This is a genomic window from Mycetocola saprophilus, from assembly GCF_000718085.1.
GTDB lineage: Bacteria > Actinomycetota > Actinomycetes > Actinomycetales > Microbacteriaceae > Mycetocola > Mycetocola saprophilus.
This window is the reverse complement of record NZ_JOEC01000006.1, coordinates 36139-56498: the sequence shown is the minus strand read 5'-3', so window position 1 is coordinate 56498 and position 20360 is coordinate 36139. Positions and strand designations below refer to the sequence as shown.

Annotated in this window: 14 protein-coding genes and 1 riboswitch; of the genes, 13 read left to right on the top strand and 1 reads right to left on the bottom strand. The window is 68.1% G+C overall.

The genetic code is table 11. The features are described from left to right. A partial coding sequence (locus tag IE92_RS17570) for a choice-of-anchor G family protein (protein WP_030149470.1) occupies window positions 1–2333 on the bottom strand: 2333 nt, incomplete at its 3' end. Window positions 2334–2707: 374 nt separating this feature from the next. On the opposite strand from IE92_RS17570, the gene IE92_RS0115830 reads away from it, so the two are divergent. The 13 genes from IE92_RS0115830 to IE92_RS0115770 all read left to right on the top strand — a co-directional run bounded on the left by IE92_RS0115830 (window position 2708) and on the right by IE92_RS0115770 (window position 20283). Beyond that, complete coding sequence (locus IE92_RS0115830; RefSeq protein ID WP_030149469.1) at window positions 2708–4168, top strand: phytoene desaturase family protein; 1461 nt, start codon at window positions 2708–2710, stop codon at window positions 4166–4168. Window positions 4169–4226: 58 nt separating this feature from the next. Then, on the top strand, window positions 4227–7286 hold the full coding sequence (locus IE92_RS0115825) for a DNA polymerase III subunit gamma and tau (RefSeq protein ID WP_030149468.1): 3060 nt from the start codon (window positions 4227–4229) through the stop codon (window positions 7284–7286). Window positions 7287–7344: 58 nt separating this feature from the next. After that, complete coding sequence (recR, locus tag IE92_RS0115820) at window positions 7345–7941, top strand: recombination mediator RecR (protein ID WP_030149467.1); 597 nt, start codon at window positions 7345–7347, stop codon at window positions 7939–7941. A 133-nt stretch (window positions 7942–8074) separates the two neighbouring features. Further along, complete coding sequence (locus IE92_RS0115815) at window positions 8075–9340, top strand: aspartate kinase (protein ID WP_030149466.1); 1266 nt, start codon at window positions 8075–8077, stop codon at window positions 9338–9340. A 198-nt stretch (window positions 9341–9538) separates the two neighbouring features. After that, a complete protein-coding gene (locus tag IE92_RS0115810) occupies window positions 9539–10594 on the top strand; it encodes an aspartate-semialdehyde dehydrogenase (protein WP_030149465.1) in 1056 nt (351 codons plus the stop codon). Between the two features lie 63 nt (window positions 10595–10657). Continuing rightward, a complete protein-coding gene (locus IE92_RS0115805) occupies window positions 10658–12379 on the top strand; it encodes a sensor histidine kinase (protein WP_051702054.1) in 1722 nt (573 codons plus the stop codon). Further along, complete coding sequence (locus IE92_RS0115800) at window positions 12369–13580, top strand: GGDEF domain-containing protein (protein WP_030149463.1); 1212 nt, start codon at window positions 12369–12371, stop codon at window positions 13578–13580. The genes IE92_RS0115805 and IE92_RS0115800 overlap by 11 nt, the downstream gene beginning before the upstream one ends. Next, a complete protein-coding gene (locus IE92_RS0115795; RefSeq protein WP_030149462.1) occupies window positions 13577–15055 on the top strand; it encodes a malate:quinone oxidoreductase in 1479 nt (492 codons plus the stop codon). The genes IE92_RS0115800 and IE92_RS0115795 overlap by 4 nt, the downstream gene beginning before the upstream one ends. A 90-nt stretch (window positions 15056–15145) precedes the next feature. Continuing rightward, entirely contained in the window at window positions 15146–15772 is a 627-nt protein-coding gene (locus IE92_RS0115790; RefSeq protein ID WP_030149461.1) for a thymidine kinase, read from the top strand. Continuing rightward, window positions 15769–17094, top strand: a complete 1326-nt coding sequence (locus tag IE92_RS0115785) for a UDP-glucose dehydrogenase family protein (protein ID WP_030149460.1) — start codon at window positions 15769–15771, stop codon at window positions 17092–17094. Before IE92_RS0115790 ends, IE92_RS0115785 begins: the two co-directional genes overlap by 4 nt. A gap of 57 nt (window positions 17095–17151) precedes the next feature. Continuing rightward, window positions 17152–17243: riboswitch (TPP riboswitch) on the top strand. Continuing rightward, window positions 17235–18044 carry a hydroxyethylthiazole kinase gene (gene thiM / locus IE92_RS0115780; RefSeq protein WP_030149459.1) on the top strand — a complete coding sequence of 270 codons (810 nt, stop codon included), beginning with the start codon at window positions 17235–17237 and terminating at the stop codon, window positions 18042–18044. Its footprint overlaps the riboswitch before it by 9 nt. Then, a complete protein-coding gene (thiE, locus tag IE92_RS0115775; protein ID WP_030149458.1) occupies window positions 18041–18703 on the top strand; it encodes a thiamine phosphate synthase in 663 nt (220 codons plus the stop codon). The genes thiM and thiE overlap by 4 nt, the downstream gene beginning before the upstream one ends. Continuing rightward, entirely contained in the window at window positions 18700–20283 is a 1584-nt protein-coding gene (locus tag IE92_RS0115770; RefSeq protein WP_081864201.1) for a bifunctional hydroxymethylpyrimidine kinase/phosphomethylpyrimidine kinase, read from the top strand. Before thiE ends, IE92_RS0115770 begins: the two co-directional genes overlap by 4 nt. The last annotated feature ends 77 nt before the right edge of the window (window positions 20284–20360 follow it).

The window sequence follows — 20360 nt, the reverse complement described above, 5'->3', positions numbered from 1 at the left end:
GTCGCCGTTGGCTGCGGCCTGGGCTGCTGCCTGGGCGGATCTGCCGTGGTGGCGGCATCGGACGTGGCGGTTGCTTCTGCGCCCGGGTCGGCGGTGGCCGTTCCGGTTGCGTCGGCATCAGCGGTTGCGGTGGCTGCGGCCTCCGGGTTAGCGGTGGCGGTGCCGTTCGCGGCCGCGTCGGTCGACGCGTCCGAGGATGAGGTGGCGTTGGCTGCTACCGAGGCGGCTGCCCCCGCGTTTCCGTTGGCAGCTGCGGTTCCTTCGGCGGCGCTGTCGCTGTTGCCGTTGGAGTCTGCGGCACCGACTGCGGCGGCATTAGCCGATGAGTTCGCGGCGGTAGCCGAGGTTGCCGAGGCATCCGAGGATGCTTCGGCGGTTGCGGCTGCCTGCGATGCGGCGTTGGCGTTGGCGGTTGCGGCGGTGGTTCCCGCTGCGGTGTTGTCACCGTTGGCTGCGGCCTGAGCCGCTGCCTGGGCGGCGGCAGTGTTGTCACCGTTGGCGTTTGCCGAGGCCGAGGCCGAAGCCGAAGCGTTCACGTTCGCGTCCGCTGCGGCGGTGGTGTCTGCGGTGGCGCCGGGGTCTGCGGCGGCCGCGGCGTTTGCGTCTGCGGTGGCCGTTGCATCGGCGGTAGCCGTGGCGTTGGCATCTGCGGTGGCATCGGCTCCACCCGGGTCATCCGCGGCGACGCGGACGGTCGAGGAAGCCAGGCCGATCGAGGCGACGTTCCCCAGAACCGGCAGGAGCGAAACTCCGAGTGCACGAACTGTGCGGGAGTTCGTACCCAGGTCACCGGTCCCATTCAGAGGAGCGGCATGCGGCTGTTCGTTAATACGAATCGCCACAACCTGGTTGAGAACGCCACGCAGAATCGGGTCCAGGGCGGTGGTGATCGGAGTCACCAGCGCCTGAACCAGCGGGGTTAGGGCAGGCCCCACCGCGGTGATTGCGGTGCGCAGGGCGACACCCAGGGTGCCGCTCACGATCGTCGCCAGACCGGCCAGGATGCCGTTGGTCAGCGGAGCCAGGATCTGCCCGATCGGGAGACCGATCAGGCTCAGGCTGGAGGTATCAATGGTTAACGGGGTCGGGTCCAGGCCACTCAGCTGAGCGAGAGAACCGTTAATCGTGATCCCACCAGTCAGCGCACATGCACCGAGCAGACATGCGCCCCGAATGTTCAGGGACAATGTGACTGACAGCGCGTTGATGGTTTCCAACGTGAGCTCGGTCACCCGTTCGGTAATAGCGGAGATGGTGTTGGTGACGCCGGTAACAATGGCGTTAATTACCTGAGCCGAAAGCAGCTCGGTGTTCGCCGGCAGGTTGTTGATGTCGCTGCCATCGATGTCCTCAACGATCTTGGCAAGGTCAACGCTGATCGCGCCGGTTCCCACGTTGATGGTCACCGCTCCGCTGGTAATCGGTTCTGCGATGAGCTTCTGAACGACCGTGGCACCCACGGTGTCGAGACCGTTGATCGCCACGGTTGGCGTGCCGGTCACCTCAAGCAGCCCAATGTTCAGGCCGCCGATCGAGCCGAGGTTCAGGGTGTTGATCACACCGGCAACCGCGTTCAGAATGTTGGTCAGTGCGCCGCCTGGGCCTACCAGGGAGTTCAGACCGTTGGCCGTGCTCTGTACGGTGGTACCGAGCGTGGTGGTCACGCCACCCACCAGCGGGCTGCGCAGCTCAAGTCCCAGCTGGCTCAGCGCGTACTGGCTCGACGTCGTGGTCGGGCCGGTGGCCTCGATCCGTGACGCGAGAGCACCAATTTCCAGTCGCGCTTGGTCCAGCACCGTGTCGGTCAGGCCGGTCACCTGGAGCTGGCTGAACAGTCGGTGCAGGTCAATGTACGCGGGACTCAGGGTAGAGCCATTGCCGCCGCTGACCGCCAGGCTTCCATCGGCCTGAATCAGGCCGGAGGAGGCGATCGCGTTCGTGGCGGACGGAGCCGAGGCAAAACCACGCAGGGTTCCCAGCTGGCCCAGATCGATCAGACCGGTACCGGCCGGGCCAATCAGCGGAAGTTGCAGCGAACCCAGGCCGACGTTGATGGCACCGAGTGCCCCCACGTTCAGGGCTTGGGTGTTGGCAGCCGGTGCCGATGGGTTACCCGCGACGGCCGTGCCGAGATCCGCAAGCGGGATCGCGGAATTGAAAAGTCCGCTGCTCAGGAACTGTCCCTGAGCCTCGGAGGCGTCGTTGGGAGCCGCAACCGCTGCGTTCCCAATCGGGACCGCGATGAGCGCCCCTAGGGCAACCCCCGCGGTGGTTGTCAGGAGCCGGTTGCGCGCTCGGCGCTTCTTCCAGCTCGGTGGTGCATTTGTTCTCATCGAAGAATCCCCTTATTCGGATGAACGGTGACGCACGCGTACCCGCGCACGTGCGGACAGGCTAGCAATCCGGAAATTGGCCGTCCAGGGGGTCCCCCGGGCGGGGGACGGGGTGAAAAATCGGGTGAAAAACCGCGTAATTATCGCGTGGTGATTAGGAAAACCGGGTGTCACACACGGGTGGCGTCCCCCGACTTGGGGTAACTTTTTCGACGCTATTTGCCACCCTGTGTCACGTTTTGATCCGGGAGGTTTCGCGATGTTACGCGGAGTTGAAAACCGTGCAATTACGGGGTTTTGAGGTTTGCGTGGCGAGGAGACCACTCGCGGTCAGGCCTCCACCCGAACACGAGCCCGCGGCCTAGACTGACCCCATGACATCGGCGGCAATTATCGGAAGTGGCCCTAACGGTCTCGCGGCGGCGGTGACCCTGGCTCGGGCGGGACTCGACGTCACGGTTTTTGAGGCCGCGGACACCCCGGGTGGGGGGTGCCGCACCGAGGAGCTCACCCTTCCGGGATTCCTGCATGACTGGGGTTCGGCGGTGCATCCGATGGCGATGACTTCCCCGTTCTTCCAGGCCTTCGGGTTGACCGAGCGGGTGCCCTATGCGGTGCCCGAGATTTCCTACGCGCATGCGCTTGAGCCCGGGACCGTGGGCATCGCCTATCGTGATCTGGACCGCACCGCGGAGGGCCTTAGCGGCGACGGCTCGCGCTGGCGACGGATCTTCGAGCCCCTGGTGTCGCGGCTGGAACCCGTGGCCAACCTAATCTCGGCGCCGCTGGGGAACGCCCCTGCCCATCCGATCCTGGCCGCGCGGCTGGGACTGTCGGTTCTCGCCGCGTCCCCGCTCGGGGAGGCGAGCGTGGGGCTGCGCTCGGAGGTTGCCCGCGCGATGTTTGCCGGGGTCGCGGCGCACGGTATCGGCAATATCCGTTCCCTGGCGCTGAGCGCCGTGGGTCTGATCCTCGCCGCCCATGCCCACGGTCCTCGCGGGTGGCCGGTCCCGATCGGCGGAGCGGGCGCGGTGACCGCCGCCCTGCTGGCGGATCTGGAAGCTCACGGGGGCCGCGTGCTCACCGGTACCCGAATCACGCATGCGGATGAGCTGCGCGGATCCGACGCGATCATCTTTGATACCTCCGCGCGGGATCTCGCCCACATCGCCGGGGATGTGCTGCCCGAGAAGTATTGCCGGAACCTGCGCTCATTCCGTTATGGGAATGGATCCGCGAAGGTCGACTTTGCCCTCTCCGAGCCCGTACCCTGGCTGGATTCCGCGCTCAGGGACGCCCCCACCGTGCACCTCGGGGAGAGCGCGCGGAGCATCGCGCGCGCCGAAAATGCCGTGACGCGCGGAAACATGTCGGATCAGCCATATGTGCTGATCACCCAGCCCTCGAGCGTGGATCCCGGCCGTGCCCCCGAGGGAAAGGCCGTGCTGTGGGCCTATGTGCACGTCCCCGCGGGGAGCAATCTGGACCCCACCGACATCATCACCGCACGGATCGAAAAGTTTGCCCCCGGGTTCCGCGACACGATTCTGGCCAGCGTGCACACCTCGGCCGCCCAGGTGGAGGCCCGCAACCCCAGCATGATTGGCGGCGACATCGGAACCGGGGCCACCGACCTGCCTCAGCTCCTGGCTCGCCCGGTCCTGGCCCGCGAACCCTGGCGAACCCCGGTGCCCGGCCTGTATCTCGGCTCGGCCTCGGTCCCGCCGGGCCCCGGCGTCCACGGTCGCGGGGGATTTGCCGCCGCCGGTGCCGCCCTGGCGGACCTGGGAATTCCGCTTCCGGACCTGGGATTTGGCTCCGGGCGTACCGTCTAGATCGGGAAATCCCGTTCCGGGGCTGGGATGGTCGGTGGTCCCCGATTAGACTGGGCAGGTGGTTACCGCTCTTTATCGCCGTTATCGGCCAGAATCTTTTGCCGAACTGATCGGTCAGTCTCAGGTGACCGATCCGCTGATGACCGCGCTGCGCACCAACCGCGTCAACCACGCCTACCTGTTCTCGGGTCCGCGTGGCTGCGGAAAAACCACCTCGGCCCGCATCCTCGCGCGCTGCCTCAACTGTGCCGAGGGTCCCACCGATACCCCGTGTGGTGTGTGCCCGAGCTGTGTCGAGCTCAGCCGTGACGGCGGCGGCTCGCTCGACGTGGTCGAGATCGACGCGGCGAGCCACGGTGGCGTCGAGGACGCCCGTGACCTGCGTGAGCGTGCGGTGTTCGCCCCCGCCCGCGATCGCTTCAAGATTTTCATCCTGGACGAGGCCCACATGGTCACGGCCAACGGCTTCAACGCGCTGCTCAAGATCGTGGAGGAGCCGCCGGAGCACGTGAAGTTCATCTTCGCGACCACCGAGCCGGATAAGGTCATCGGCACTATTCGTTCGCGCACCCATCACTATCCCTTCCGGCTCATTCCGCCGGCACAGATGCTGGAGTATGTCGAGTCGCTGTGCGCCTCGGAAAAGATCGCCACCGAGCCCGGTGTGCTGCCACTGGTTGTGCGGGCTGGAGGCGGCTCGGCACGAGACACCCTGTCTCTGCTGGACCAGCTGATCGCCGGATCCGAAAACGACACGGTCTCCTATGAGCGAGCCGTAGCGCTGCTGGGATTCACCCATGGCGCGCTGCTGGATGAGGCCGTGGACGCGCTATCGCAGCGCGATTCGGCCGCCGCCTTTGCCGCCGTGGACCGGGTAATCCAGACCGGTCAGGATCCCCGCCGTTTCGTCGACGACCTGCTTGAGCGCCTTCGCGACCTGATCGTGGTCGGTGCCACCGGCGATGCCGCCGCCTCGGTGCTGCGCGGGGTTCCGCAGGAGGACCTGGACCGGATGGCCATCCAGGCGGCCGCGTTTGGTCCCGCCGCCCTGAGCCGAACGGCCGATATTGTCAACGATGCGCTGGGTGAGATGGTGGGCGCTTCGGCGCCGCGCCTGCACCTGGAGCTGCTGGTGGCGCGCGTACTGGTGCCCGGATCCGATGACAGCGAGCGCGGTGCCCTGGCCCGGGTGGAGCGCCTCGAGCGTCAGATCGTGACCGGCGGGGCGCTGCTCTCGGGAGCATCCATTGCCGATGTGCCCGGCGTGGGCGACCCGGTAACAGCCGGACTCAGCGGTGCCGACCTGGCCCGTGCCGCGGGCAAGCGTCCGGCGGCGCAGACCTCCGGCGCATCCGCCGCGGCGAATGCTTCGGCCTCCATCGCTCCCGACTCGCGGGCGGAATCCGTGACCGCCCCGCAGCCGGTACCCGCGAGCCCGTCATCCGCGGGTTCGGCCCCCGCAACATCCGTGCCCGCAACACCCGCCTCCGTGGGCTCGGCCCCCGGAACCCAGGCCCCGGCAACCCAGGCCCCGGCAACCCCGGCCGCGGCGGCCACCTCCGCGTGGTCCACCGCGAACATCGGACAGGGGGTGCCGTCGGCCCCCACCAGCGCCCCGTCGCCGCGCGCCGACGCGGCACCGGAGAGCGCGGCCCCCGGGAGCGCCATCCCGACACCGGCCGCCCCCGCCCCCCGGGACCCCAACCGTCCCCTCGACTTTGCGCAGGTCCGCGACGCGTGGCCCGAGGTTCTGGACCACCTGGCCGCGGGCAAGCGGGCGTCCTGGATGGTCGCCAGTACCGCCACCGTGCGGGCGTTTGAGAACGACGTGCTGACCCTCAGCTTCCCCAGCCAGCTCGACGCCGAGGGATTCCGTCAGCCGGCACCCAACGGTGAGGGGGTCAGCGCACACGTGCGCGCCTCGATCCTCGCGGTACTCGGGGTGACCGTGAAGTTCATCGCCCGGATCGATGCGTCCCCGGCCCCCACGGTGATTCCGCCCGCCGTCATTCCGCCGGTGGCCTCGGCTCCCGCGTCCACCGCGAATGACGCCTCGGATGCTCCGGCCGACGGACCCGCCCGCTCGGCCGGCTACGCGGCGGCCCCCGCCAAATCCAACCCAGCCCCGGCCGCAGAGGCCGCAGTGTCGGCACCGGCCGCGCCGAGCATCGTCGACGCTCCGCCCACCCAGAGCACCGCGGCCGCCGAGAGTGCCGCGGCGACCCCGGCGGTACCCGAGATGGTTCTGCCGGACGGGCTCACGCTGGGTCCGGCGGCTACCGGCTGGGCCGTGGCCGCGATTCCCGGATCCGCCCCGGCCGAGGGAACGGCCGCTCCCGCGACGACCTCACGCCCGGCTTCCGCCGCCTCAACAAACACTCCCACCGGCGGCGCAGCCACGACGGCACCGCCCGCGACCGCGCAGCCCGCCACCGCACCGGCACGTCCCGCGACCGCACCGGCGGTGGGCGCGATGGACGCCGAGGGTATCCCGTTCCCCGACGATAACGACGCCCCGCCGGCCGATGACGAACCGCCGTTCCCCGATCCCGGTGGTGGCTTTGGCGGACCCCGCGGCCCGCGCGGCACCCAGCCCGGTGGCGGCCAGCCCGGAAACAACCAGCCCGCAGCCTGGGCCCCGGCAGCCGCGATCCCTCCGGGAGCGGCCATCCCCCCGGGGGCTGCCATCCCTCCGGGTGCCACCAACCGCGCCCCGGCGGCACCGGGACGCTTCGCCGCCCTGTATAGCGACAACGCCCCCGCGGAGCCCGCCCTAGGTGGCCCCACGGCAGCCACTACCACCTCCGCACCCTCATCCACGACCCCGGGCGAATCAGCGACCGCCGGCGCACCCGCATCTGCCGCCGCATCAGCGTCCGCACCCCCGGCACCCGCCGACACGAGCGACCGGCCGATCGATGTGGGCTCGGACCCGCATCCACCAACCCCCGCCCCCGCGGCGGCCACCGCGCCGCCTCGTGAGGCACCCACCGCCACCACGCGGTTTGCTCCGTCCTCGGGAAACCGCTACGGTGAGGCCGTTGTCCGCGAAATTCTCGGCGCGGTTTTCCTCGAGGAGCAGGCCTATATTCCGGCCACCCGCTTCGACCGCGGATAACATCCGGCACCCCACCGGAAAACGGCACGGCCAGCCCGTGCGGAGATAAAGGAACCACATGTACGAGGGAATTGTCCAGGAACTGATCGACGAGTTCGGTCGCCTGCCCGGAATCGGTCCCAAGTCCGCGCAGCGCATCGCGTTCCACATTCTGCAGACCGAGAGTGTCGATGTGGCACGCCTGTCCGAGATCCTCGGTCAGATTCGTACCCGCGTGCACTTCTGCGAGATCTGCGGCAACGTTGCCGAGCAGGAAACCTGCTCTATCTGCCGCGATCCGCGTCGTAACCAAACCCTGATCTGTGTGGTGGAGGAAGCCAAGGACGTGGTGGCGATCGAACGCACCCGCGAATTCCGGGGGCTCTACCACGTGCTCGGCGGCGCGATCAGCCCCATCGACGGTATCGGCCCGGATGACCTCCGGATTCGGCAGCTCATGCAGCGCCTCGCCGATGGCACCGTGGTGGAGGTCATCCTCGCCACCGACCCGAACCTTGAGGGGGAGGCCACCGCCACCTACCTCAGCCGCTTGCTCACCACCCTGAAGGTTAAGGTCACCCGCCTCGCCTCGGGACTGCCGGTGGGCGGCGACCTCGAATACGCCGACGAGATAACCCTCGGTCGCGCGTTTGAGGGTCGCACCGTCATTGGCTAGGGCTCGCCGCATTTTCGAGGCGCTCACCACCACCCCGTGGTGCGTCTCGTAATATGCCGAGTTCGTTATTCAAGGCGATTTAGACTAAACATCCGGCGGGCCGTATGCCCGCACCATTCCCCAGGAGTATCACGTGAGCCTAATCGTTCAGAAATACGGCGGATCGTCGGTTGCCGACGCCGAGAGCATTAAGCGCGTTGCCAAGCGAATTATCGCGACCCGCAAGGCCGGGAACGACGTGGTTGTGGCCGTTTCGGCCATGGGGGACTCGACCGATGAGCTGATGGACCTCGCCCACGAGGTCTCGCCGATTCCCGACCAGCGCGAGCTGGACATGCTGCTCTCCAGCGGCGAGCGGATCTCGGTGGCGCTGCTGGCGATGGCCATCAAGTCGATGGGGCACGACGCCCGTTCCTTCTCCGGACCGCAGGCAGGTATGCGCACCGACACCCACCACGGGTCCGCGCGCATCGTCGAGGTGGATCCGGTTCGTCTGCGAGCGGCACTGGATGAGGGCGCGATCGTGATCGTGGCCGGGTTCCAGGGCCTCTCCCTCGACACCGCCGACATCACGACCCTCGGCCGTGGCGGCTCGGACACCACCGCGGTGGCCCTGGCCGCGGCGCTGGAAGCCGATGTCTGCGAGATCTATACCGACGTGGACGGCGTGTTCACCTCGGATCCCCGGGTGGTTCCGCTGGCGCGTAAGATCGACAAGATTACCGCCGAAGAGATGCTGGAGCTGGCCGCCAACGGCGCCAAGGTGCTCTACATCCGCGCGGTGGAGTTTGCGCGTCGTCACGGCGTCACCCTGCATGTTCGTTCATCATTTAGCAACAACGAGGGAACCCTCGTATACAACCCGAAGGAGGGTGACGAGATGGAACAGCCCATCGTCACCGGTGTCGCCACCGACCTGAGCGAGGCCAAGATCACCGTTGTGGGTGTCCCCGATGTCCCCGGTAAGGCCGCTCAGATTTTCAGCCTGATCGCCAAGACCGAGGCCAACGTGGACATGATCGTGCAGAACGTGTCGGCGGCGTCGACAGGTCTGACCGACATCTCCTTCACCCTGCCCAAGTCGGAGGCCCAGCTGGTGCTCACCGCGCTGCGCAACGAGCAGGAGGCCATCGGTTTCGTCTCGGTCCAGCACGATGACCAGATCGGCAAACTCGCCCTGGTGGGTGCGGGAATGAAGGCCAACACCGGTGTTTCGGCCAAGCTGTTCCAGTCGCTGTCCGATGCGGGAATCAACATTGAGATGATCTCCACCAGTGAGATTCGCATCTCCGTGGTGACCCGGGCCGACTCGGTCAACGAGGCCGCCCGCGTGGTGCACTCGGTCTTCGGCCTGGACAACGACATCGAGGCCACCGTCTACGCCGGAACCGGTCGCTAACCGCCACCACCCCTCGTGTGGTGCGCCGGCCGATGCTATCGACCGGCGCACCGTCGTATCCGTCACCATTGGATGCAGGGCCTCCGCGCATCGCCGCCGAGCCATTCCCGCACCACCGCCGGGTGAGAATTCGCCCAGCCCATATTTTCGCAGCGTTATCGCTCGCTAGACTGAGCAAAAGCCAAAGGAGACACCGCAATGACCACTGGAGTACGCCTCGGTATCGTAGGCGCCACCGGACAGGTTGGCACCGTGATGCGCCAGCTGCTGCAGGACCGCAACTTCCCGATCGCCGAGCTGCGCCTGTTCGCCACCGCGCGTTCGGCCGGCAAGACCGTGCGCTTCGGCGACACCGACGTCGTGATTGAGGACATCGAGACCGCGGATCCCACCGGCCTGCAGATCGCCCTGTTCTCGGCCGGTGCCACCGGTTCGCGCGCCCACGCCCCGCGCTTTGCCGCCGCCGGCGTGACCGTGATCGACAACTCCTCGGCCTTCCGTGGCGACCCGGAGATCCCGCTGGTGGTTTCCGAGGTCAACCCGCACGCGCTGAACCACCTGCCCAAGGGCATCATCGCCAACCCCAACTGCACCACGATGGCCGCGATGCCGGTGCTCAAGGCGCTGGACGCCGAGGCCGGGCTGACCCGTCTGGCGATCACCACCTTCCAGGCGGTGTCCGGATCCGGACTCGCCGGTGTGGCCGAGCTGGCCGGTCAGGCCCGGGCCGCCGTGGCCGATGAGAACTTCGAGCGTCTGGTGCACGACGGTTCCGCCGTGACCCTGCCCGAGCCCGCCGTCTACAAGCGTCCGATCGCCTTCAACGTGGTGCCGCTGGCCGGTGCCATCGTCGAGGACGGCGAGGGGGAGACCGACGAGGAGAAGAAGCTCCGCAACGAGAGCCGCAAGATCCTCGAACTGCCGGAGCTGCTGGTGGCCGGAACCTGCGTGCGGGTGCCCGTGTTTAGTGGTCACTCGCTCTCGGTGCACGCCGAGTTCGCCGGGGAGATCACCCCCGAGCGCGCCACCGAGATTCTCGCCGGTGCCCCCGGTGTGGAGCTCAGCGAGATCCCGACCCCGCTGCAGGCCGCCGGTCAGGATCCCTCGTATGTGGGCCGGATCCGCGCCGACCAGTCGGCCCCGGCCGGCCGCGGTCTGATCCTGTTCATCTCGAATGACAACCTGCGTAAGGGTGCCGCGCTGAACACCGTGCAGATCGCCGAGCTGCTCGCCGAGAAGCTGCTGGCCGACTAACGTTTGCTTGAAACGACCGGCGGCGGGGATTTTCCCCGCCGCCGGTCGTTGTATTCTCGGAGAATGCGCGCACCGAAATTCCCCCAGCCCTTCGCGGCAGATCCGCGCTCGGTCCGGGCCGGTGCACGCCCGCGAACGGGCCCGCTCACCCCCTCGTTGCCCGAGCACAACGGTCCGCTGACCGCGAGTAGCCGCGAGCGTGAGGTCTTTTTGACCCAGCTGCTGCTGGCGGTGGTGGTGCTGATCATCGTGACCGCCTCGCTGCTGCTGGATCCCGATGTGCTGCGCTCCCCGGTGATTCTGACCGGGGTGGGTCTGATCTTTTTGGCCACCATGATGGCGGCGATCGGGCGCTGGTCGAGCTGGCCGCGCTCGCTGATCATGATCCTGCCGATGGTGGATATCGTGGCCATCGTGCTGATCCGAAACGGCGATGTCGCCCTGGGCGCGGGCCTGCTGCTGGTGTTCCCGGTGACCTGGTTGGCCGGATACTTCGGGCGCACCGGCGCGATTGCCGGTCCGGCCTTCGCCTCGCTCCTGCTCTGGGTGATCGCGCCCGAGGGGCCGATGGGACTCCACGATCTGCCGCGCGTGCTGCTGCTGCCGATCACGCTGGTCTTCATCTCCACCGCGACCTATCAAAACACCCGCCGCAGCGCCGCCCAGCGGGCCCTGCTCACCCGCCAATCGGCGCTGATGACCCGCTCCTACGACGATGCCCGAATCCAGCAGGGCACGCTGGATACGGTCCTCAACGCGGTGCCCTTTGCCGTGGTCGCCTACGATGCCGAGGGAAACCGCGGACACCACAATGAGGCGTTCCGGGTGCTCAAGCTGCGCTACGGGAGCCACAACACCGCCCACGCTGAGGGACGACTGTTTGGGGCCGACCGGCGCACGATCCCCGATCCGGGCGACCTGCCGCTCGAGCGACTGCATCGCGGCGAAGAGTTCTCGGATCTGATCCTGTGGCTCACCTCGCCGCTGGCGCCCAGCATCGCCCTGGCGGTCTCGGGTCGTCAGCTGCCCGAGGGCGGATCGGTCCTGGTCCAGCGCGATATCACCTCCGAGCTCCAGGCGCTGCGCTCCCGGGACGACCTGATCGCCTCGGTCTCGCATGAGCTGCGCACCCCGCTGACCTCGGTGATCGGTTACCTGGACCTGGTGCTTGACGATGACTGTCTGGACGAGGGCACCCGTAAGCAGATCGAGATCATCCTCGGCAACTCCGAGCGGATGCTGGCGATCGTCTCCGACCTGCTGCAGGCGGCGCGAGACTCCGACCAGGCCTTCGTGCTGACCCGCGGAAACTGCGATCTGCGCGAGATCGTGGGGGAGGCGATCGCCTCGGCCGAGCCGGCGGCGGCGGACCGCAATGTGAGCCTGAGCATCAGTGCCCCCGACTCGGTTCCGATGAACGCCGACGGATTCCGCCTGCGCCAGGTGGTGGACAACCTGGTGAGCAACGCCCTCAAGTACAACCGCGACGGGGGCTCGGTCACCGCCCGCATCGACACCGATGAGAGCGGCGTCCGGCTGAGCATCGCCGACACCGGCCTGGGCATGTCCGACCAGGACCGCGCCCGAGCCTTCCAGCGCTTCTACCGCGCCGATGACATGCGCATCTCCACGATTCACGGGACCGGGCTGGGCCTGGCCATCTGCCGCGACATCATCGACCAGCACGGCGGCTCGATCGAGGTGGCCAGCGAGCTGGGTATCGGCACCATCGTCACCGTGACCCTTCCCCACCACAGCGATCGGATCCCCGAATATGAACTTTGATGCGGCGACCCTGCAGCTGGTCAACGGCCTGATGGCCATCATCTGTGCGGTGCCGTTTGTGCTGCACACCGTGTTCCGGGGGCATGATCGCGCGGGCCTGTACTGGTCGCTGGGTTTCATGTCCGGGCTGGTGAGCGCCGGCTGCTATGCGGTCTCGGCGACGCTGAACGACGGCTGGGTCATTCTGGCCGTGGCCAACGGCGCGTTTGCGCTGACCCTGGGTGCGGTGTGGAGTGGGACTCGACTCTTCAACGGGCGCCGGTCGCTGATCCAGCTGCCGATGCTCGGCGGGCTGATCTGCGCCGCCCTGGTTCCGCTGTTCTGGTCGGAGCACGGGGTGTGGGCGGGGGCCGCCGGCTATATGGTCACCGTGGGAATCTTTGCCGGGCTGATCGGCTGGGAGGCGCTGCGTCCGCCGCTGCGCCGCAACGTGTATGCGCGGGTGTTTTCCACGGCGATGATCCTGGGCGGGCTGTACCAGCTGGATCGGGCGCTGGAGCTGACGGCCACCGGGGTCAAGACCATCGAGGGGAGTCCGCTCTACGGGAGCGCCACGGCCACGCTGGTGGTGACCGTGCTGCTGGTGATCTCCTCGATTTGCCTGACCGCGATCCGCGCCGAGCGTGATACCCAGCACCGCCTGGCCCCGACCCCGGGCGGGGGTGCCGTGAACTTCTCGATGGACGTGCTCTCGGCACCGGCGTTTGTGGCCGGGGCGAAGGACCGGATGGTGCGCTCGCGCCAGCACGGAATCCGGGTCGCGCTGCTCCAGCCGCGTATCGACGGGCTCTCCGACTTCCAGGTCGCCTACGGTGCCTCGGCCGCGCAAGAGGCGATCCTGGGCTTTGTCGGGGTCCTGCGGGGCAGCGTCCCACCCACCGCGATCATCGGCCACCTGGGCGAGGGACACTTCGCCGTGCTGGCCATGATGGATGAGGTCACCACGGGGCGCGATGTGGCCCGCGGTATCCTCACAACCCTCGCCGAAACCCCGTTGGCCCCCGAGCGCGGCCTGCGGATGAGCGCGAGTGTGGGGGTGGCCGAGCAGGCCGAACCCGGGGTCGAGTGGGACATTCTCTGGGGTGCGGTGAACGAGCGCCTCGCCGCGGCGCGTGCCGACGCGGGAAACGTGATCGCCGAGGTACGGGTTGCCCGGGACGGTTCGCGGGTTGATGCATTGGGGCATAAGCTAGCCTCATGACGACTTCACAGCCGGTCGACGTGGCTCTTATCGGCGGCGGTATCATGAGCGCAACGTTGGCTACTCTTATTTCCCGGTTGCAGCCGGACTGGTCAATCGAAATCTATGAGCGTCTGGGCGATGTCGCCCAGGAGAGCTCCAACCCGTGGAACAACGCGGGCACCGGCCATGCGGCCATGTGCGAGCTGAACTACATGCCCGAGGCCCCGGATGGCACCGTCAATCCGGCCAAGGCGCTGCAGATCAACGAGCAGTTCCAGGTGTCCCGGCAGTTCTGGGCGCACCTGGTGCGCGAGGGTGTGCTGCACGATCCGAACACGTTCATCAACACCGCCCCGCATATGACCTTTGTGCACGGCGAGAAGGACGTGGAATACCTGCGTAAGCGCTTCGAGGCGCTGCGCAACGAGCCGCTGTTCCAGACCATGGAATACTCCACCGACACGCGCCAGATCAACGCGTGGGCACCCCTGCTGATGACAAAGCGTCTGGCCGGCGATACATATGCGGCCACCCGGATGAGCGCCGGAACCGACGTGGACTTCGGCGCGCTGACCCATGAGCTGATGGACGCCGCGGTGACCTCGGGTGCCAAGCTGCGCCTGAACCACGAGGTGCGCGGGCTGAAGAAGCTGGCCGACGGGACCTGGCGCATCCGCTCGCGTGATCTGGTGGGACGCACCCCGCGCGAGATCAACGCCAGGTTTGTGTTTGTGGGTGCCGGTGGATGGGCGCTCAAGCTGCTGCAGAAGTCGGGTATCCCCGAGATCAAGGGCTACGGGGTCTTCCCGATTTCCGGGGCGTTCCTGCGCACCGACAATCCCGAGATCGTTGCCCAGCACTCGGCCAAGGTGTACAGCCAGGCCGCGGTGGGTGCCCCGCCGATGTCGGTGCCGCACCTGGATGCACGCGTGGTGGACGGCCAGTCGAGCCTGCTGTTTGGGCCGTATGCCGGGTTCAGCCCCAAATTCCTGAAAAACGGGAACCTGTGGGACCTGATCACCCAGCTGCGTCCGGGCAACATCATCCCGATGCTCGCGGTGGCCAAGGACAACCCCTCGCTGATCTCATACCTGCTCAAGGAGCTGACGGCCTCGCGGGCCAAGAAGCTCGCCGCGCTGCGCGAGTTCATGCCCACCGCCGAGGCCAAGGACTGGCACCTGATCGTGGCCGGTCAGCGTGCCCAGGTCATCAAGAAGGATCCGAAAAAGGGTGGAATTCTGCAGTTCGGGACCGAGCTGATCGCCGCCGGCGACGGCTCGATCGCGGGCCTGCTGGGTGCCTCCCCGGGGGCCTCCACCGCCGTGCCGATCATGATCGATCTGCTTAAGCGCTGCTTCCCGAACGAGTACCCGGGCTGGGAGTCGGAACTGACCAAGATGATCCCGACCCTCGGCACCAACCTCAACGACGATCCCGACCGCGCCCGCGCGGTGCTGGCCGAGACCGCCGAGGTTCTGCAGATCGAACTCTAGGCGGGTGTGTGGGGCGCTTTCGACGCCCCACCATGCAACGCTGTGAGCGAGCCGGGGCATCGTATGCCCCGGCTCGCTTAGACTGGTCGAATGGCGAAACTGTATTTCCGCTACGGGGCGATGAACTCGGGTAAGAGCACCGCCCTGCTGCAGGCCGCATTCAACTATGAGGAGCGCGGGCACCGTGTGTTGTTGGCAAAGCCCGGCATCGACACCAAGGCCGATGGCGCGATTAGCAGCCGTCTGGGTGTGAGTCGGCAGACCGATTTCCTGATCGGTGGGGGCACCGACGTGCACGAGCTGTTTGCCCGCGCGCGCGGGGCCGAACCCGTCCACGCGCTGCTGGTGGATGAGGCCCAGTTCCTGGAAACCGCGCAGATCGATGCCCTGCTGGAGATCGCGCTGCTCGAGGACGTCCCGGTGCTCGCCTACGGCATCCGCACCGACTTCCAGACCGTGGCCTTCCCCGGCTCGCGTCGGCTGTTGGAGATTGCGCACAGCATCGAGGAGCTCAAGACCATCTGCCGCTGCGGGCGCAAGGCGCTCTTTAACGCGCGGATCGAGAATGGTCGCTTTGTCTTTTCCGGCGAGCAGGTGGTGATCGACGGCACCGAGGCCGGCTACGAATCCCTGTGCGGAAACTGCTATCTCACCGAGTGCGGCGGCAAGATGCCCACTCTCGTACGTGAGCTGAACGAAACGGAGCTGGGCCGATGAAGATTTCGGTTATCGGATGCGGATACCTGGGCGCGGTTCACGCCGCCGCGATGGCAACCCTCGGCCACGAGGTGATCGGCCTGGACGTGGACAGCGAGAAGATTGCCTCGTTGGCCGCCGGCCGGGCGCCCTTCTACGAGCCCGGGCTGCCCGAGCTGCTCGCCGCGGCCGGGGCAAGCGGGAACCTGCGGTTCACCACCGATCCCGAGCTGCTTCGCGAGGCCCGCGTGCACTTCCTGGGTGTGGGCACCCCGCAGGCCGCCGATGGTGGCGCCGCGGATCTGAGCTATCTCCACGCGGCCCTGGACACCCTGCTGCCCCGGCTCTCCCCGGGCGATCTGGTGGTGGGCAAGTCCACCGTCCCCGTGGGCACCGCCGAAACCCTGGTTGCCCGCGTGCGCGCGCGCGGGGCCGAACTCGCCTGGAACCCCGAGTTTCTGCGTGAGGGCTTTGCTGTTCAGGACACCCTGCGGCCGGACCGCCTGGTGTACGGGTTCGCCGCCGAGAGCCTGGTCCGTGAGGGCACCAGCGTGAGCGCCCCCGGTCGCGAGCTGCTGGACGAGGTGTACGCCGACGCCCTGGGTGCCGGAACCCCGCTCGTCGTCACCGACTTTGCCACCGCCGAGCTGGTCAAGGTCGCCGCCAATGCGTTCCTGGCGACCAAAATTTCGTTTATCAACGCGATGGCCGAGATCGCCGATGTGACCGGCGGAGACGTGAGCGACCTGGCCACAGCGATCGGGTACGACAACCGCATCGGCTCGCGCTTCCTGCGCGCCGGCATCGGTTTCGGTGGCGGCTGCCTGCCCAAGGATATTCGCGCGTTCTCGGCTCGGGCCAATGAGCTCGGGGTGGGGGAGTCGCTGGGCTTCCTCGCCGAGGTGGACGCCATCAACCTGCGTCGCCGCGATCACGTGGTCGAGCGAGCCGAGGCGATCCTGGGTGACCTGGATGGGCGCCGGATCACGGTCTTGGGGTTGGCCTTCAAACCCGATAGCGATGATGTCCGGGATTCGCCGGCACTCGATATCGCGACCCGGCTGGCCGCACGGGGTGCGGTGGTCACCGCCACCGATCCGCAGGCGGTCGAAACGGCCCGTCGCCACGCGCCCGAGCTGAACTTCGTGTTCGATGCCGAGACGGCCCTGCGCGGTGCCGAGCTGGTGCTGGTGCTCACCGAGTGGTCCGACTTCAGAAACCTCGATCCGGTGGCCGCCGCGGCCCTGGTGGACGCGCCGATCGTGATCGATGGGCGCAACTGCCTGGATCGCGCCGCCTGGCGCGGCGCGGGCTGGGCCTATCACGGCCTGGGACGCCGCTAGGCGGCCCGCGCGATTCGCCGGGAACCCGGCCGGGTGTGATAGCGTGACACCCGAAAACCACGTGACACGGGGTGCCCTTCGAGGCTGAGATTACACCCGTCGAACCTGATCTAGCTCGTACTAGCGAAGGGATGTCGCGCATGTCGCGCACGCCAGAAAACCTTATTTCCCAGACCCAGACCGCCCTGGAGCGGGTGCGTGTAACCGCGCCGCTCGTGCAGAGCATCACCAATGCGGTGGTCACCAATTTCACCGCCAACGCGCTGCTGGCGCTCGGGGCGGCCCCGGCGATGTGTGACATCGTCGGCGAGGCCGGGCCGTTTGCCCGGATCGCCCAGGGCCTGCTGATCAACCTCGGAACCCCGGTGCCCGAGCAGTGCGAGGCGGCCCGGGAGGCCGTGGCCGCGGCAAACGAGGCGGGTACCCCGTGGGTGCTTGATCCGGTCGCAATCGGCGCGCTGCCGGTGCGTACGGCGCTCGCGCTGGAACTGCGCGAGCTGCGCCCCACCATCGTCCGCGGAAACGCCTCGGAGATTCTGGCGCTGGCCGAGGCCGGGGCCGGGGGCCGCGGTGTGGACGCGACCGACGGGGTCGAGAGCGCCCTGGATGCCGCGGTATCGCTCGCCCGACGCACCGGCGGGGTCCTCGCGGTCTCCGGGCCCACCGACCTGATTACCGACGGGGAGCGCACCGTGCGCCTGTCCAACGGCCACGTCCTGCAGACCCGGATTACCGGGGGTGGATGCGCGCTGGGCGCGGTCCTGGCCGCCTTTGCCGCCGTGGACGAGGATCCCATGGTGGCCGCGGTCGCCGCGGTCAGCACCTACAACATTGCCGCCGAGCTGGCGGCCGAGCGCGCACCGCGACCGGGGAGCTTCCAGATCGCCTTCCTGGATGCCCTGGACGAGGTCCGGGCCGAGCACATCGCCGCCCGGATGGTGATCGCATGAGCCTGCCACGGCCCGACCTCTCGGTCTACCTGGTGACCGACACCGGTCAGCTGCGCGCGGCCGGACACGACCCCGTGGGCGGCGTCCTGGCGGCGGTTGCCGGGGGAGTCAACACCGTGCAGGTGCGGGAGAAGGACGCCTCGGCCCGAGACTTTCTGGCCTATGTGGAGGCCCTGGCGGGAGCGCTGCCGACGCATGTGGCCCTGATCGTGAACGACCGGGTGGACGTGTTCCTGGCCGCGCGGGTTCGGGCGGCGCGGGTGTCCGGTGTTCACGTGGGCCAGGGCGATCTGCCGGTCACGGCGATCCGCTCGCTGATCGGGACCGATGCGGTCCTCGGCCTCTCGGCCAGCACCCCCGAGGAAATCGCGGCCGCGGCGGCCTCGGGCGTGGTGGATCACATCGGCATCGGCCCGCTGCACAACACAACCACCAAGGCCGATGCGCCGGATGGGCTCGGTCACGAGGCGGTCGCCCGCCTGGCTGCCGCGTCGTCGCTGCCCGCGGTGGCAATCGGCGGTCTGCGCGCCGCCGACCTGCCGATCCTTCGAGCCGCGGGCCTGGCCGGGGCGGCGCTGGTCTCGGCGATCTGTGCCGTGCCGGATCCCGATGCCGCGGCCCGCGAGCTGCGCGCCGCCTGGAACGGAGCTCAGGCATGAGCGCGGATGCGGCGCGCGTGTTTCCGGAAGTTTCGCGCGTTGTCCCGGGTACCGCCGGGGCGCACCCGGACGTCTCCGGTCCGGTCAGGGTGCTCTCGATCGCCGGCACCGATCCCACCGGCGGTGCCGGGATCCAGGCCGACCTCAAATCCATCGCCGCCAATGGCGGGTTCGGGATGGCCGTGGTCACCGCGCTGGTAGCCCAGAACACCCGGGGTGTGCGCGGCGTGCACGTGCCGCCCGTGACCTTCCTCCGGGAGCAGCTGGATGCCGTGTCGGATGATGTGGTGATCGACGCGGTCAAGATCGGGATGCTTGGCGACGCGGCGGTGATCGACACCGTCACCCGCTGGCTGGATGCGGTCAAACCGCCCCTCGTGGTGCTCGATCCGGTGATGATCGCAACCAGCGGGGACCGGCTCCTGGCGGCCGACGCCGAGGCCGCGCTGCGCGGCCTGCTGTCGCGGGCGCATCTGATCACCCCCAACATCCCCGAGCTGGCGATCCTGGCCGAGGAACCGGTGGCCACCACGTGGGAAGATGTCCTGGCCCAGGCGGAACGGGTTTCCGAGCGCTATGCGGTCAGGGTACTCGCCAAGGGTGGACATCTGGAGGGTGAGACCGCCCCCGACGCCCTGGTGGACGCCTCGGGCAGCATTCCCGGCGGCCTGCGGGTCGTGGAGTTTGCCGGGGCACGCATCCGGACCGATAACACCCACGGGACCGGATGCTCGCTCTCGGCGGCGCTGGCGACCCGCATCGCCGCGGGCGGAGACTGGCTCGAGGCCATCGCCGAGGTGAAGCGCTGGCTGACCGAGTCGATCGACCACGCCGATTCGCTGCACGTGGGCACCGGCCACGGCCCGATCTCCCACTTCGCCGGACTCTGGTCCCGCGGCGGCCTGACTACCGAGCGCACGGCCGAGGAACATCTCGATCTGTGGTGGCGGGCCATCGCCCCGATCCGGCACCGCGCCAACACGCTCCCGTTTGTCGAGCGGCTGGGCGCGGGTACCCTCGATCGCGACGCCTTTACCTGGTACCTGGCCCAGGATGCACTCTACCTGCGGGACTACTCGCGGGTGCTTGCCGAGGCCTCCAGGCTCGCGCCGACCCCTGAGGAGCAGGCGTTCTGGGCGGCCGGGGCCAACGGGGCGATCGCCGCCGAGCTGCAGCTGCACCAGGGCTGGCTGCCCGAGGACGAGGTGTTTAACACCCCGCCCGCCCCCGCGACCATCGCCTATGTGGATCACCTGCTGGCGGCCGCCGCCCGCGGGGACTACGCGGTGATCATCGCCGCGGTGCTGCCCTGCTACTGGCTCTACCAGGACATCGGGAGTCGCCTGGTGGCGCAGTCCCATCCCGCGCACCCCTACGCAAGTTGGCTGGAAACCTACGCCGATGAGGCGTTCGCCCGCTCCACCCGGTTGGCCATCGGATTTGTGGGGGAGGCCGTGCGGCGGGCCGATCCGGATACCCGGGCGCGCATGTTCGAGGCCTTTGAGCGAGCCTCGGCTCATGAGGTTGCATTCTTTGCCGCCCCGCTCGAGGCCCGGGCGCTTCCCGGACACGCCGAATGACACACCCGGCGTGCACATTCCCCCGGGGGTGTGCACGCCGGAAAACCGCGGAAACACGGTAAAAAAAAGCCGGTTGA